This window comes from Mesorhizobium calcicola (assembly GCF_042682105.1).
In the GTDB taxonomy this organism is placed as follows: domain Bacteria; phylum Pseudomonadota; class Alphaproteobacteria; order Rhizobiales; family Rhizobiaceae; genus Mesorhizobium; species Mesorhizobium calcicola.
The window spans coordinates 92,177-107,082 of sequence record NZ_JBHUGY010000028.1; the positions used below are offsets into that span (position 1 = coordinate 92,177).

Consider the following 14,906-nt stretch of genomic DNA (forward strand, 5'->3'; position numbering starts at 1 on the left):
CCTGCTCAATGGAGCAGGTAGACATTAACAAGGAGATAGACAAAAACTAAAATGAGAAATGAAACCTGGAGCCATCGTGGAGCCCTTCGTAAAAGTAGCAAACTAATACGCGTCGTAAAATTTCTAATAGTTGATATAAGTTGCGCCATTGTTTCAAGTTTCGATTTCAGTAGCTTTTTAAATTTCTGAGACCTGTGCCAAAAACCCTGATGCAGTCGATGTGTGTAAGTTCAGTCACTCATGAGACTTAGGTCATTGAGGATTTTCTGTAAACGCATAGCCTGCTTGATCGGACCCTCGGCATCATAGTTCAGCCAACCTTCCCAGGGCTCTTTCGGTCGCGAACGCCACCGTTTCGGACAGGGTGGGGTGGGCGTGCACCGTCAGCGCGAGGTCGGTAAGCGTTGCGCCCATTTCCAGGGCGAGCCCGACCTCCGCCAGCAGTTCGCCGGCGCCCGGGCCGACGATTGTGGCGCCGAGGACGCGGCCGCTTTCCGGTGCGTAGGCGATCATGGTCAGGCCGTCACCGCCACCGGACGCGAGGTTCCTGCCGCTGGCCGCCCATGGGAACCTGGCGACCTTGTGGGCGACGCCGGCTGCCTTCAGCTGTGCCGTGGTCGGGCCGACCCAGGCCAGTTCGGGATTGGTGTAAGCGACAAAGGGAACGAAGGCCGTGTCGAAGGCGCTGGCGTGGCCGCAGGCCACCTCGGCGGCGACCTTGCCCTGATGCGTCGCGCGATGCGCCAGCATAGGCCCGCCGGTTATGTCGCCTACGGCAAAGATGTTGTAGCGGTTCGTGCGGCACAGCGCATCGACAATAACCGCTCCATCAGGCCTTACCTCAATACCGGCCTTTACGGCGGCGATCGCCGCGGTGCTCGCTCGCCGGCCGACGGCCTGAATCACGGCGTCCGCTTCGACAGTGCCTGCGTAACCGCCTTCGCAAGAGAGCCTGACGCTCTTCGCGCTGGCCTTGATACTGATGACCCGCGTGCCGGTGTGGACGATGCAGCTCCTGGCTTCGAGCGACGCGTTGATCAGGTCGGCCGCGTCGGCTTCCGCGCCCGGCGCGACCTGGCCGGCCAACTCGATCACGGTGACGGAGGATCCGAGAGCCGAATAGATCGTCGCCATCTCGAGCCCGATGATGCCGCCGCCGACGATTGCCAGGCGGCGTGGCACGAAGCGGAGTTCGAGCGCCGCAGTCGAATCCCATATGCGGCTGTCTTGCGGCCAGCCCGGCAGTTGCATGGACGAGGATCCCGCGGCGATGATCGCCTGGCCGAATGTCCAGCGCTCGATCCCGCCGTCCGCGGTCGTTACGGCCAGCTCGTCATCGCGGACGAACGCCGCGCGCCCGGTGACGACCCGGACCTTGCGGCGCCTGGCGAGTTGGCCCAGTCCGTCGGTGAGTTGCGAAACGATCGCGTCCTTTCGCGCTCGCAGCGCGTCTATGTCCGTCTTCGGATGGCCGAACGAGATGCCCCAAGCGCCGATATGGCTCGCTTCGTGAATGACGCGCGCGGCGTGCAGCAGGGCTTTCGAGGGAATGCAGCCTTCGTTGAGGCATACGCCGCCGAGCGTGCTCCTGCCGTCGACCAGAACGACCGATCGGCCGAGGTCGGCGGCACGGAACGCTGCCGCATACCCTCCGGGTCCTGCGCCGATGACGATGAGGTCGGCATGCTGTGTCTCGATCATCGGCATCTCAGATCATCAACCGGCGCGGGTCGGCCAACAGGTTGATGTAACGCACCAGGAAGCGCGCGGCGTAGGCTCCGTTGACCACCCTGTGATCGTAGCTCAGGTCGAGCGGCGTCATCGGGGTCGGTACGAAGGCCCCGCCATTCCACACCGACGCGACCTCGGTCCGGGAAATGCCGAGGATGGCCACTTCCGGCGGATTGACGATCGGCGTGAAGCCGATGCCACCGATGCCGCCCAGATTGCTGATCGACATGGACGCACCGTCCATCTCGTCGGCGCGGACCTTGCGCTGCTGCGCGCGGGTCGCGAGATCGGCAACTTCGCCGGCGATACGCCAGAGGCCCTTACGGTCGGCGTCGCGGATGACGGGCACCATCAGGCCGTGCGGCGTATCGACGGCGATGCCGATATGGACATAGTCCTTCAGAAAAAGGGTGCGGCCGTCCGCTGAAAGCGAGGCGTTGAAGCGCGGAAAATCCCGCAGCGTCCGGGCGAGTGCCTTTACGTGGAAGGCCAGTGCGGTGAGCTTCGCCCCGCGCGTCCGCGCCTCGTCCTGGAATGCCGCGCGCGCCGCGTCGATCGCCGTCATGTCGGCGCGGTCGTGATGCGTTACGGCCGGGATGACCTGCTGCGCGGCGGCCAGGTTGAGTGCGGCGATCTGGCCGAAGCGGCTGGTCGCCTCCTCGCGGACCGGGCCATATCGCGCGTGGTCGACGTCCCAGTAGCGGCGATAGTCCCCGCCGGGGCCGACGCGCCTGCCTTCCAGCCTGTCATCGATATCGCCCGGGGAGATCATGTCCCGGCCCAGCTCGGTCGCAAGAGCATCGATATCCACGCCCGCCTCGCGGGCGCGTTGCCGGGTGGAAGGGCTGGCGACGGTCGCTGTCATCCTGTTCACCAATTGGTCGCTATGTACTGGGTTTCCATGAATTCCAGCATGCCGTCCTTGCCCCCCTCGCGACCGAGGCCGGATTGCTTGACGCCGCCGAAGGGTGCGGCCGGATCGGAAACGAGGCCGCGATTGAGGCCCACCATGCCGAACTCCAGACGCTCCGACACGCTCAGCCCACGGCGCATATCCTGGGTGAAGACATAGGCGACAAGGCCATATTCGGTGTCGTTGGCGCGAGCGACCACGTCGTCACCGTCGCCGAAGGTCTGGATCGCCGCCACCGGGCCGAAAATCTCGTCGCGCATGCAGTCAGCGTCGCCCGGCACGTTGGACAACACGGTCGGCGGATAGAAGAATCCAGGCCCGTCGGGCACCGTTCCGCCCAGCAACAGTTCCGCGCCGCGCGCCAGCGCATCCTTGACAAAGGCCGCGACCTTGTCGCGGGCGTCGGCGTTGACCAGCGCGCCAACGTCAATACCCGGCGCCAGTCCATTGCCCATCTTGAGCGCGGCCATGCGAGCGGTGAAACGCCGGGTGAACTCCCCGGCGATCCGCTCGTGCACATAGAAGCGGTTGGCCGCCGTGCAGGCTTCGCCCAGATTGCGCATCTTGGCGACCATCGCCCCCTCGACCGCGACATCGATGTCGGCGTCTTCGAAGACGATGAGGGGCGCGTTGCCGCCCAGTTCCATCGCCGGCTTGATGACCTGGTCGGCCGCCGCATGCAGCAGCTTGCGGCCGACGCCCGTCGAGCCGGTGAAAGAAACCACGCGGACGCGGGGATCGTGCAGCATAACGTCGACCACCGCCCCCGATCGGCGGCTCGGCAGCACATTGACGACGCCCGGCGGCACCCCTGCCTCCTCGAGCAGCGGCATCAGCGCCAGCATGGTGAGCGGCGTCTCCGATGCCGGCTTGATAACGACGGTGCAGCCTGCGGCCAGTGCCGGCGCGATCTTGCGCGTCCCCATTGCCGCCGGATAGTTCCACGGCGTCACCAGGACCGCTACCCCCGCGGGCTTCTGGTGCACGAGAATGCGCGCACCCGATGCGGGAGCATGCCCGAGATGGCCCTCGGCGCGCACCGCTTCTTCCGAGAACCAGCGGAAGAATTCGGCCGCATAGGCCGCCTCGCCCATTGCGTCGGCTTGAGCCTTGCCGTTTTCCAGGGTGATCAGCCTGGCAAAATCGCCGAGACGTGCGCTCATCAGCTCGAAGCAGCGGCGCAGGATGTCGGCGCGTTCGCGCGGACGCCGCGCGGCCCAGGCGGGGAAGGCCGCAGCGGCGGCATCGACCGCCGCCCTGGCATCCGCTTCCGTACCGGAAGCGACAGAGGCTAGAGCCGTCTCGTTGGCGGGATTGACGACGTCAAAGCGGCCGCCGGCCGAGGCGGGAAGCCATTGGCCGCCAATGTAGAGATCGACGGGTCCGTCGTACGGCGACATGAGAGTCCTCCTCAAAGTAGCTGTCGAAGCGGATCGAGGAGCCGCGCGGCAAAGCCGGTGACCAGCGCCGTCCCAGCGGCGGGGGTCAGCCGCGACGCGTCGAAGATCAGACGCAGGTTCATGTGGCCGGCGTCGCCGGTGAGCGTCAGAACGGGCGCCGGCTCGACGGCAAATCGCGTCGAAACAACGCATGTGCCGGTGAGGTCGCGCAGGGCCAGGCTGATCTCGCCATCCTCCGGCGTGGCTTCGAGGCGCGACAATGGACTCTGGTCCGGGTCGTGGAAATGCAGGCTGGTGGAGCCCTGTTCGACCCGTATGGATATCTGGCCGTGATCATCGGCCGTGGCCCTTAAGCTCGATGCGGCGAAGGCGGCCCATAAGGCGGCTCGTCCCGCCGTGCCACCTTCCTCCCCGAGCAGCCGAATCATCCCGGCAAGGCCCGCCGGTTTGATCATGGCTTCGATCTCCGAGAGCATCGCCGGAGCGGTGATCGCCGGGGCCGGCGGCAGCGCGTCGAGATCGGCGGCGTGGAAAGGTTGCCTCATGCCGTGCGCGACCAGCCGGCCGAGGTCAATGCCGCGCTCGGCCGCAAGGCGCCTGATCTTCGGCGAGGCAAGGATCCTGCCATCATCGGCTGCTGCCAAGAGCATCCGCTTTTCGAGAGGCGGCTTGGCCGCCGGCACGGCGGGCACCGCCGCGGGTATCGCAAGTTTCTCCGTAGCGGGTGGCGACGGCGCGGCCTTGGCCGGCGTGGAGCCAAGGTCCGGCTTTTCGCTGGATATGATCGCGATGGCGGAACCGACCGGGACATCATCGCCGGCGCCAGCCATCAGCGCGGCCACATAACCGTCATGCCCGGCCTCGACCTCCATCGTCGATTTGTCCGTCTCGACGTCGAGCAGGATGTCGGAAGCCTTCACCGCGTCACCTGGTGCCTTGTGCCAGGCGACGATCAGGCCGGTCTTCTGCGCCATGCCCAGCGCCGGCATGATGATCTCACGCCGCATGGAACAACTCTCCACGCACCGTCAGACGGCCTCGCTCGGCAACCGATTCCGGCGTCGGGACGGTCATGTCCTCCAGCACCGGGGAGAACGGCACCGGGACGTCCATCGCTCCGATCCGCTGGACCGGCGCATCGAGATGATAGAACGCCCTTTCCGCGATGCGGCTGGCGATCTCGGCCGTGACGCCAAAACTCTGGTGGCCTTCATCGACGACCATGGCCCGCCCCGTACGGCGGACGGAGGCAAGGATCGTCTCCATGTCGAGTGGCACGATGGTGCGCGGGTCGATGATCTCGGCGGCGATGCCATCGCGCTCCAGCAGGACGGCCGCCTTTTGCGCGACCTGCACCATCGAGGACGTGGCAACGATGGTGATGTCGCGCCCCGGGCGCAGCACCTCGGCCTTGCCGAACGGAATGAGGTATTCCTCTTCGGGCACCGGCGCCTTCTCCTGATACATCAGCTTGTCTTCGAAGATGACCACTGGATTGTCGTCGCGGATTGCCGTCTTCAGCAGGCCCTTGGCCTCGTAGGCGGAGGACGGCAGCGCGACCTTCAGGCCCGGTATGTGCGCGACGAGGGCATGCAGCGACTGGCTGTGCTGCGCGGCGGAGCGCCGCGTCGCGCCCAGATTGGTGCGCAGCACGAGCGGCACCTTGAGCTTGCCACCGGACATGTAGTGGGCCTTTGCAGCCTGGTTGCAGAGCTGGTCCATGACCAGGAAAAGGAAATCGCCGAACATCAGGTCGACAATCGGACGCGATCCTGTCATCGCCGCGCCAACCGCCAGGCCCATGAAACCGGGCTCCGAAATCGGCGTATCGATGATCCGGTCGGTGCCGAACTCCTCGACAAGGCCCGACAGGACCTTGAACGGGGTGCCTGCCTCCGCGACATCCTCGCCGATGAGAAAGACCGATGGGTCGCGGCGCATTTCCTCCGCGATGGCCTCGTTGACGGCCTTGGAAAGTGTGATCTCGCGCATATCGGTTTCCTCAGGCGACGATCATGTCGGTGAAGACATGGCGTCCCACCTGAGACGCATCGGGGAAGGGCGCCGCCAACGCATAAGCGACCGCGGCACCAGCCTCGGCACCCACCTCGGCATCGATCGACGCCAGCTCCTCTGGCGTTGCAAGCCCCTCAGCGGCCAGCCATCGACCGAAATTGACGATAGGATCGCGCTCTGTCTTCCACAGCGCTTCCTCATCCTTCGAGCGATAGTACTCGCGGTTGATGTCGCCGACGTGGTGGCCGTGGTAGCGGTAGGTATCGAGCTGGATGAAGAACGGGCCTTCGCCCTTGCGACAGCGCGCCACCAGCCGCTCCGCGAGCTTGTTCACCGCCAGCACATCCTGACCATCCACCTTGAAGGCTTCGATGCCGAAGGCCTCGGCGCGGGCGGGAAGCGACCCCGCCGCGATCTCCGCTGTCTTGGTGTACTCGCTGTAGCCGTTGTTTTCGCATGCGTAGATGACTGGCAGCTTCCAGAGCGCGGCCATGTTCATGACCTCATAGAGAAGCCCCTGCGCCGTTGCGCCGTCACCGAAGAAGCATACGGTCACGTCCTTGCGGCCGAGCCGCTTTGCCGAGAGCGCCGCACCGGTGGCTATCCCCATCGAACCGCCGACGATGGCGTTGGCACCGAGATTGCCGTTGGACTGATCGGCGATGTGCATCGAGCCGCCCTTGCCGCCGCAATAGCCTTCGGCACGGCCCAGAAGCTCGCAGAACATTTCCTTGAATTCGGCGCCCTTGGCCACACAATGGCCGTGGCCGCGATGTGTCGAAGTGATCTTGTCGTCGCGCGTCAGCACCTCGCAGATGCCGACCGCGACGGCCTCCTGCCCGGAATACATGTGGGTGAGGCCGGGCATCTTGGCCGACAGATAAAGCTGGTTGGCATTGTCTTCGAAGACGCGGATGCGCACCATCTGCCGGTACATGCGAAGGTAGGCTTCCGCGTTGGTTTTCCTGGCGTTCATCGGTTCGGGTCCTCCCGTCTCTTGCCGTCTCAGTACCGATTGGCGATCGGCAGGGTTTCGGCGGGGAACAGGCTGATAACCTCGCAGCCCTTGTCGGTAACGACCACCTCTTCCTCGATGCGGGCCGCTGAATAGCCGTCCGCCGCGGGGCAGTAGGTTTCGAGCGCAAAGACCATCCCGGTCTCGATTTCCATTGGGTGATCGAGGCTGACGGCACGGCTGATGATCGGCCGCTCGTGCAGCGCCAGACCTAAGCCGTGTCCGAACTGGAGCCCAAAGGCGGCCAGCTCGTTGGGGAAGCCAAGGCTCTCGGCGGTCGGCCAGACCTTGGCGACTACGTCGGTGGTGACGCCCGGCTTGATCAGCGCGATGGCCGCGTCCAGCCACTCGCGGGCCTTGATATAGGCATCGTTCTGCGCCGGCGTAGCCCGGCCGATGTTGAACGTGCGATAATAGCAGGTGCGGTATCCCTGATAGCTCTGCAAGATGTCGAAGAAGGCTTGGTCGCCGGGGCGGAAGTAACGGTCGGTGAAATTGTGCGGGTGCGGATTGCAGCGCTCACCGGCGATGGCGTTGATGGCCTCGACGTCGTCCGAGCCCATTTCGTAGAGCATCTTGTTGGCCATCGCGACGATGTCGTTCTCGCGGATACCAGGCTTCAGTTCCTCCCAGATCATGTGGTAGACGCCGTCGACCATGCTTGCCGCCTGGTTGAGGAGATGGATCTCGTCAACGTTCTTGATCTCGCGTGCGGACAGCATGACCTGCTGGCCGTCGACGACCTTGAGGCCGGCTTCCTGAAGCGCGAAGAACATCGCGGTCTCCGCGTAGTCGACACCGACCGGCATGTCGGCGACACCGGCCATCTTCAGCAAGTTGAAGATCTCTTCGGCGTAGTGCTTCATCAGGCCGAAGGACGGCGGGATCGTACCCCGCATGCCAACGACGCCAGCCCGGCAGCGCTCAGGGTCGAGCCAGTCACAGTACTCTCTATGATGAACGGCAGCCGAGCCGAAGTCCCAGACATAGGGCTCCTCGTCGCCGGCAAGAAGCGCGAAGCGGCACATCTTGTCGCGCTCCCACTCGCCGATCTTGGTGCCGCTGACGTATCGGATGTTGTTGACGTCAAAGAGCAGCAGCGCACCGCAGCCGGACTTGTTGAGGGCCGTCTTGGCGCGGCTTAGCCGATAGCGCCGCAGCCGATCGTGGTCGACCCGACGTTCGAAGTCCACGGCGGTATGGCCTAAGGCCGGCAGGTGCCGGTCCCAACGCCAGTTCGGATCGATATCGCCGGGTTGCAGGATGCGAGGGTTGAGGGCGCTGGACATTTTCTCTCTCCATTGAAGCCTCGGCGCGCGTGGTATTGCGCACTATGCTTGATTGCGTCGCTACACGAGCCGCGCCTTTCCAGACAAACCCTTGTCCCGCCCCCTAGCCGTTCTCGGCAGGAACGGGACAACTCGGCAGGCTCCTATTGACCGACGCTCTCGGGAACCTCCAGTCCCGTAGGTATAGGCACCCCCTCGCTCTTCAATTTGACCCCAGAAGCAAGCGCAACGGTCTCCAGTACAGCCGCGAAGTCTTTGCCAAGATAGTCCTTAGGATCGAGCTGCAGGTTCGCGGCGCCGAAATGCATCTGGAACGCCTCGCGAGTGATTGCAGTGACGGGCATGGGTACGTCGAGCACGCGTCCGGCCGCGAGCCCCAGATCAAGATCCTTGCGCAACAGCGCCGGACTGAAGGTGGTCGTCCAGTCGAGATTGACGAGAGCATCCGATTTGTACCGGGTGAAGGTCGAACCCATCACCGAGTCGTTCATGAAGTTGAGAAACGCACTCCGAGGCACGCCGGCCTTCTGACAAAGAATGGTGATTTCAGCGAGGTTCTGTATGACGACGCCAAGAAAGACATTGTGTGCGATCTTGCAGAAGCGCGCGAGTTCGCCGTCCCCCACATAGGACACGCCCCGCACGGCAAAAGCTGCAATAAGGTTCTCGACCTGATCGAAGGCGGGCCTCGGGCCCGACACAACGGCGCTCAGCTTGCCGGCCCGCACGCATTTAGCATTGCCGCTCACGGGCGAAGCGATGAGTTGGGCGCCACGTGCCCCTAGGCGTCGACGGAGGTCGGCCGATTCCTCGACCCCGATTGACGAGCAGTCAACGAAAATCTTTGGCATGGCGGTACCGCTAAGGACCCCGTCTTGGCCAAAGTAGACCTGCTCGACATCCGCCCCGGTTGAGACCATCGTAAACAGAACGTCGCAGCCTGCGAGTTCACGGGGCGAGTCTTTTAGTGTTGCCCCCAGATCGACCAAAGGCTCTGCCTTGGAGCGCGTGCGGTTCCAAATCTGGACGCAATGCCCTGCCTTCAACAACCGCTCCGCCATCGGATAGCCCATTCGGCCAAGGCCGATCCATCCGATCCTCAATTCTGTCATGATGCGCGCTCCGCTAACTGTTGTTTCATCGAGTGGCCTTTGTAAAAGAACGTCGAGCGGACAATTGGGCGCCACGGGCGATGGTCAGTTTGCCTTCTTGTCTGCAAACGTTTGCATGATATAGCACGCGTAATTTCCCAGCGTCAAATCGGAAGTGCTAAAAAGTGACGATGCCTCCTAAAGAAAGCTGCGGTCGCTACCAACAGGAGGACGAGGCGCGCATTATGGCTGTGTGGAGCGAGGCCCCTGAAGGCTTGAATTCGCATGCAGCTACTTTTTTGCCTAAATCGCGATAGACCCTTGGTGTCCATTGAGTCCTTCAATTTTTGTATGGCGGTTGCATCATGACGACGAAGAAGCGCATCACGCTGCGTGAAGTGGCCGAGGCCGTAGGTGTCCATGTGTCCACCGTTTCACGTGCCCTTGGTCCCAACACCCGGCATCTGATTAATTCGGACGTCGTCGAACAGGTCATCAGGGCAAGTCGACAAATGGACTACCGGCGGCATGCGGCCGCCTACTCACTGAAAACGAATCGTACGAAGACCGTCGGCGTCATTGTTCCCGACATCACCAACGCCATCTTTCCCCCGATGATCCGAGGCATAGAAGATTCGCTTTCCACGGCAGGATATCTGGCGATCGTAGGGAACACTGATGGCGATAACGAGCGAGAGCGCACTCTTCTTGATACTCTCGTTGGCCGAGGTATTGATGGATTGATCCTGGCGAGCGTCGAGCGCAAAGACGATGTGTTTGATCTGGCTGCCTCGGAAAGCATCCCGATCGTGACTGTAAATCGCAGACCGGACCGTGATTCCGTCCATTCGATCGTACACGACGAATCCGAAGGTGTTCGGCGCGCGCTCACCCACTTGGTGTCATTGGGCCACCGGCGGATTGCGATGATCGCCGGCCCGCAGACCCTGTCGACTGGCGCAGAGCGCTACGCAGCATTCGTGCAATCCAGGTCATCGTTGAACCTGGATAGCGACGAAAGCCTGGTGGCGTTCGCCCAGGCATACAACGAGTCTGCGGGCGAACATTGCGTCGAGGAACTCATCGCGGCAGGCCACACGTTTACTGCTATCCTTTGTGCAAACGACCGTCTTGCGGTTGGCGCCTTGGCGGCCCTGAGCCGCCGAAATCTTATCTGCCCCAAAGATGTATCTGTGACCGGATACAACGACATGCCGATGGTTGATCGAATTGATCCCCCTCTTACGACCATAAGGATTCAGCAATACAGGATGGGATTTGAAGCTGGATCGATGTTGCAGAAGCTTATGAATGGGGAATCGCCGGCTCAAGTCGTAGTCTTGCCCGTCGAATTGGTGATCCGCAGTTCGACGGCGAGGGTTTTGGACGGAAGATAAGCCTTCCTGCGCCTTATCGGTTTTCCACGGTAATGCTTGCCTATGACTGCGCTCATATGTCCTGCCCGTGGGGGATGGCAAGCTGAAGCATGGCGTTTTGACGCCCGGACGAGAACCTTGCTGCCGAGCCGGTCACGGAAAATCCCTGCGACAGTTGTGGTTGACTGCCCATTTTCTTTCGGCTACGTTGCAAACGTTTGCAGAGCCTGGCGACCAGACCGGCCTGCAGTGGGAGGAGACGATGAGCACGATACGGCCGCGCGCGATCCTAACGTCTGCAATCAAACACGTCCCGCTCGATTGCCACGCCATGATGGTCATCCATCCGTCTCGCAGTGTCTCCACCGCCTCCTGTTCCCCTCATCAAAAAATCGGGTGAAGCCGGCAATGACGAGCAACCAGCACGCTGCTCAGTTCAACGGCTTTCTTCCGCAAGCAGCCGGAATCGCTCTGTCGGCCACCGGCATTTGCCGGCACTTCGGCGCAACCCAAGCTCTCGATCAGATGGAGTTGCAGGTACTTCCAGGGGAGGTGCATGGACTCGTGGGGGCAAACGGGGCCGGCAAATCCACCCTCGTCAAGATTCTCTCAGGAGCACTGAAGCCCGACTCCGGCACCATCACTGTTGGCGGGTGGCATGGCGAATCTTTGACGCCACGTCGGGTCCAGCAGCTCGGGCTTGCGACGATTTTTCAGGAGCGCAGCCTGGCGCCTAACCTCACCGTCGTGGAAAACATTGTGCTAGGTCGAGAGCGGACCATCGCCGGCCTGTTCTTGACGCCGGATCATCAGCAGCACGATGTCGAGGACGTGCTTCGGCGTGTGGGCCTCAATGTTTCGCCGATGACGCCATTGTCGCAACTCTCGCCTGCTGCGCAGCAACTGGTCGAGATAGCAAAGGCACTCTATCGCGGCGCGCGGCTCATCATCATGGATGAACCGACCGCCGTGCTGGGAGCAGCGGAGACCATCAGACTTCTAGAGCTTGTCCGGGATCTTTCCAGCAAAGGCGTCGCTGTCGTCTACATCTCGCATCACTTGCACGAAACGCTCGCGCTGTCGGATCGCGTTACCGTCATGCGCGAAGGGCGGGCGGTTCTAACTGCCCCGTCTAACAGCATGACGCCGCAGACACTCGTCGAGGCGATGATCGGCCGGCATGTCGCCTTGGCCAGGCCAACCCAGTTGAAACTGGGCGATGTCGTCTTCTCTGCGCGGGCCCTCGGGCAAGGTCGGCGACTTTTCGGGATCAATCTAGACCTTCGCGCCGGCGAGATCGTGGGGCTGACAGGTCTGGTCGGCTCCGGCAGGTCCCGGCTCGCGCGGGTCATCTTCGGTGCGGAGCAGCCAGACAGTGGCGAGATGTTCCTTTTTGGCAAGCCCTACCACCCCGCCAGCCCGGCCGAGGCAATCACTCTAGGCGTAGGGCTAGTCCCCGAGGATCGCAAGACGGAGAGCCTGCTACAGCAAATGACTGTCGCTCAGAACGTGACGCTCACCCGGATGCCCGCGACGCCATATTGCGGTTTCATCCGGCTCGGCGAGGAACAAAGGACCGCCATGGCGTGGGTCAAACGCCTCAAGATAAGGTCGGCCCTGCCTGGGTTCCCTGTCTCCACCCTGTCGGGAGGGAATCAGCAGAAGGTCGCAATTGCGCGTTGGCTCCACACGAAGGCTCGCCTGATGATCTTCGATGAGCCAGGGCAGGGCGTCGACATCGGCGCTAAGGAGGAGATCTTGCAGACAATCGGCGCGCTCGCGGGTGACGACTGCGCGGTCTTGGTGATTTCAAGTGACCTGGAAGAACTCACCCAAGTCGCCAATCGTGTGCTTGTGCTGCGCCAGGGGCGCATTGCCGGTGAACTTACCGGCGCAGAGGTGACGGAGCAGCGGGTGCTAGAGCTGGCCATGGGAACCACTTTGCCGGTCAGCATGGATGAGCCGGTAGCATGACAAGTAACCCTGAAAATGCGGTCGGCGCCCGCACCAACGTGAAGCCCCGGCTACCTGCCCTTGGCCGAACGGTACGCGTCTATCGTTCTCGGATCGCGCTCGCCTCGGTCATCCTGCTGCTGATCGCAATCACAGCCACCCAGTCATCGGTATTCCTGACCGTTCACAATTTTGTCAATGTCGCGTCTCAGGTCGCGGTGCTCGGCGTTTTGGCTAGCGGTACCACGCTGTTAATGGTCTCGCGCGGCATGGATTTGTCGATCGGTTCCAGCCTTTCGCTGTCGGGGATGGTGCTGGCTTTCGTGATGCTGCAAGGCGCCCCGATCTGGCTGGCAATCGTGGCATGTCTTGCGGTTGCAGCGGCAGTTGGTGCGGTCAATGGCACGCTGGCCTCTTACTCCCCCATCCACCCCTTCGTTATCACACTTGGCGTTCTTACACTGCTGCAGGGACTGGCGCTTCTCGTTTCACAGACGCCCCTGTACGGGTTGCCGAACGAGTTTATCACCTGGGGCAGGTTGAAATTTCTCGGACTACCGATCGCGGTTGTCGTTTTCGCGCTTGTTGCCCTTTTTTGCCACATCCTTTTGCGCGCCACAAAGTTGGGCCGTTGGCTCTATGCCATCGGCGGCTCCGAGTCAGCCGCTCACCTCGCCGGTGTCCGCATTAGAACCGTTAAGATCGGCATTTACACGCTCAACGGTCTGCTTGTCGGCATTGGTTCGATCTTGCTGGTGAGCCAGATCGGTTCGGCTGGAGCCACCATGGGGGCAGGGCAAGAGCTCAGCGCCATTGCCGCCGTCGCCGTCGGCGGAACCACGTTGGCGGGCGGCAAGGGCGACATGATCGGAACTCTGCTTGGCGTCCTGTTGCTCGGGTTGATCAGCAATGCTCTCAACCTAATGTCGATCAGCCCCAACTGGCAGTACGTGCTCCAGGGTCTCGTCATTGTCACCGCAGTCATGGCGCAGCGAGACGCAAAATAAGCAATCTCAGCCAACCGTAAGATCAAACAGGGAGGAAAATCATGAATGTGGAGACAAAGTACGGGGCGATCAGGAAGAATCTTGTCGGGCGAAGCGGTGTTGGCCTAGCACTTGCGGCATTTGTGTTCGTGCAACCTGCAAGCTCGGCAGACGGACCTTTGACCGGAAAGACCGTCGCGTACATACAGACCTACAGCAACCCTTACTATGACGGGACCGCCGATGGTGTGAAGCTTGCCGCCAAGAGCTTCGGTGCAAGCACGCTCGTTCTTGTCTCGAACTTCGATCCAGCAACCGAGCGCGCGAATGTTCAGGATGCCATCACAAAGAAGGTTGCCGGCGTGGTGCTCGAACCTTCGACGGCTCAAAGCTCCGCGTCCAACTTGGCCTTGTTGAAAGAAGCTGGAATCCCCGTCGTGGTCCTCTACGGATACTCTCCGGACTTGCGCGCGGAGGCGGCCGGCTTCGTCCATGTCAACTATTCCAAGACTGGTGAAGCGGCAGGTGCTGCCCTCGCCAAGGCTCTCCCTGCTGGGGGCGTGGGCGTGATAACCGGTGCGCTCGGCCGTGGCGACGCTGAAGAGATGCTGGAGGGTTTCAAGCGCGGCCTCCGGGATGACAGCAGGATTGTCAGCGTTGTCGATGGTCTCTGGGATCGCCAAAAGGCATTCAAGGCAGCACAGGACATCGTCACCAAAACGCCCGACCTGAAAGGACTGTTCGTGATGAACGAGCCTATGGCGGCAGGTGCCATCCAGGCCATTGGCGATAAGGCGTCGGAGATCACAATTGTAAGCCAGAACGGTTCGCCCGAGGGCATCACACTCATCAAGCAGGGCACGCTTGTCGCTACATCTGCCTGGTCGCCAGTGGTTGAGGGGATCATTGCGACCCGGATTCTCGATGACACTCTCAACGGAAAGCCACTGGCGGACTCCGACAAGGTCTGTCTTGTTCCATACGTCACCGTCACCAAGGACAATATTGCCGAATCTCCATCTTGGACGCCTGATGAGACGACACTGGCAAGTGCCATGGCCACCAAGTGCGGCCGTCCATGAAGGTCCTCATTGAATGAGGTCAAAGCGTCGATAGGCAGCACGAGCAGGCGGCGC

The 14,906-nt window shown here is 62.1% G+C and carries 12 protein-coding genes; 4 read left to right on the forward strand and 8 right to left on the reverse strand.

All coding sequences use genetic code 11. From position 1 onward, the window contains the following. Positions 1 to 303 precede the first annotated feature (303 nt). The 8 genes from lpdA to ACFSQT_RS18930 all read right to left on the reverse strand — a co-directional run bounded on the left by lpdA (position 304) and on the right by ACFSQT_RS18930 (position 9,476). Positions 304 to 1,701, reverse strand: a complete 1,398-nt coding sequence (gene lpdA / locus ACFSQT_RS18895) for a dihydrolipoyl dehydrogenase (protein WP_095088887.1) — start codon at positions 1,699 to 1,701, stop codon at positions 304 to 306. Between the two features lie 7 nt (positions 1,702 to 1,708). Beyond that, positions 1,709 to 2,596 (reverse strand): 2-oxo acid dehydrogenase subunit E2, encoded by an 888-nt coding sequence (locus ACFSQT_RS18900; protein WP_095088886.1) that lies wholly within the window; start codon positions 2,594 to 2,596, stop codon positions 1,709 to 1,711. Positions 2,597 to 2,601: 5 nt separating this feature from the next. Further along, positions 2,602 to 4,044: an NAD-dependent succinate-semialdehyde dehydrogenase gene (locus ACFSQT_RS18905; protein ID WP_095088781.1), complete on the reverse strand. Its 1,443-nt coding sequence runs from the start codon at positions 4,042 to 4,044 to the stop codon at positions 2,602 to 2,604. Positions 4,045 to 4,055: 11 nt separating this feature from the next. After that, positions 4,056 to 5,051, reverse strand: coding sequence for a biotin/lipoyl-containing protein (locus tag ACFSQT_RS18910; RefSeq protein ID WP_095088779.1), 996 nt, complete (start codon positions 5,049 to 5,051; stop codon positions 4,056 to 4,058). Then, complete coding sequence (locus ACFSQT_RS18915; protein ID WP_095088771.1) at positions 5,041 to 6,036, reverse strand: alpha-ketoacid dehydrogenase subunit beta; 996 nt, start codon at positions 6,034 to 6,036, stop codon at positions 5,041 to 5,043. Before ACFSQT_RS18915 ends, ACFSQT_RS18910 begins: the two co-directional genes overlap by 11 nt. Before the next feature lie 10 nt (positions 6,037 to 6,046). Continuing rightward, positions 6,047 to 7,036 (reverse strand): thiamine pyrophosphate-dependent dehydrogenase E1 component subunit alpha, encoded by a 990-nt coding sequence (locus tag ACFSQT_RS18920; RefSeq protein WP_095088768.1) that lies wholly within the window; start codon positions 7,034 to 7,036, stop codon positions 6,047 to 6,049. A gap of 29 nt (positions 7,037 to 7,065) precedes the next feature. Continuing rightward, a complete protein-coding gene (locus ACFSQT_RS18925) occupies positions 7,066 to 8,364 on the reverse strand; it encodes a M24 family metallopeptidase (RefSeq protein ID WP_095088766.1) in 1,299 nt (432 codons plus the stop codon). A gap of 143 nt (positions 8,365 to 8,507) precedes the next feature. Then, positions 8,508 to 9,476, reverse strand: coding sequence for an NAD(P)-dependent oxidoreductase (locus ACFSQT_RS18930; RefSeq protein ID WP_095088764.1), 969 nt, complete (start codon positions 9,474 to 9,476; stop codon positions 8,508 to 8,510). A 344-nt stretch (positions 9,477 to 9,820) separates the two neighbouring features. Between ACFSQT_RS18930 and ACFSQT_RS18935 the strand changes: the two genes are divergently transcribed. The 4 genes from ACFSQT_RS18935 to ACFSQT_RS18950 all read left to right on the forward strand — a co-directional run bounded on the left by ACFSQT_RS18935 (position 9,821) and on the right by ACFSQT_RS18950 (position 14,852). Beyond that, complete coding sequence (locus ACFSQT_RS18935; RefSeq protein ID WP_095088762.1) at positions 9,821 to 10,852, forward strand: LacI family DNA-binding transcriptional regulator; 1,032 nt, start codon at positions 9,821 to 9,823, stop codon at positions 10,850 to 10,852. A gap of 387 nt (positions 10,853 to 11,239) precedes the next feature. Further along, entirely contained in the window at positions 11,240 to 12,805 is a 1,566-nt protein-coding gene (locus ACFSQT_RS18940; RefSeq protein ID WP_167392231.1) for a sugar ABC transporter ATP-binding protein, read from the forward strand. Then, the gene (locus tag ACFSQT_RS18945) at positions 12,802 to 13,791 is read left to right on the forward strand and encodes an ABC transporter permease (protein WP_095088758.1); all 990 of its coding nucleotides are present in this window, start codon (positions 12,802 to 12,804) and stop codon (positions 13,789 to 13,791) included. The genes ACFSQT_RS18940 and ACFSQT_RS18945 overlap by 4 nt, the downstream gene beginning before the upstream one ends. Before the next feature lie 41 nt (positions 13,792 to 13,832). After that, positions 13,833 to 14,852 (forward strand): sugar ABC transporter substrate-binding protein, encoded by a 1,020-nt coding sequence (locus tag ACFSQT_RS18950; RefSeq protein ID WP_095088756.1) that lies wholly within the window; start codon positions 13,833 to 13,835, stop codon positions 14,850 to 14,852. The last annotated feature ends 54 nt before the right edge of the window (positions 14,853 to 14,906 follow it).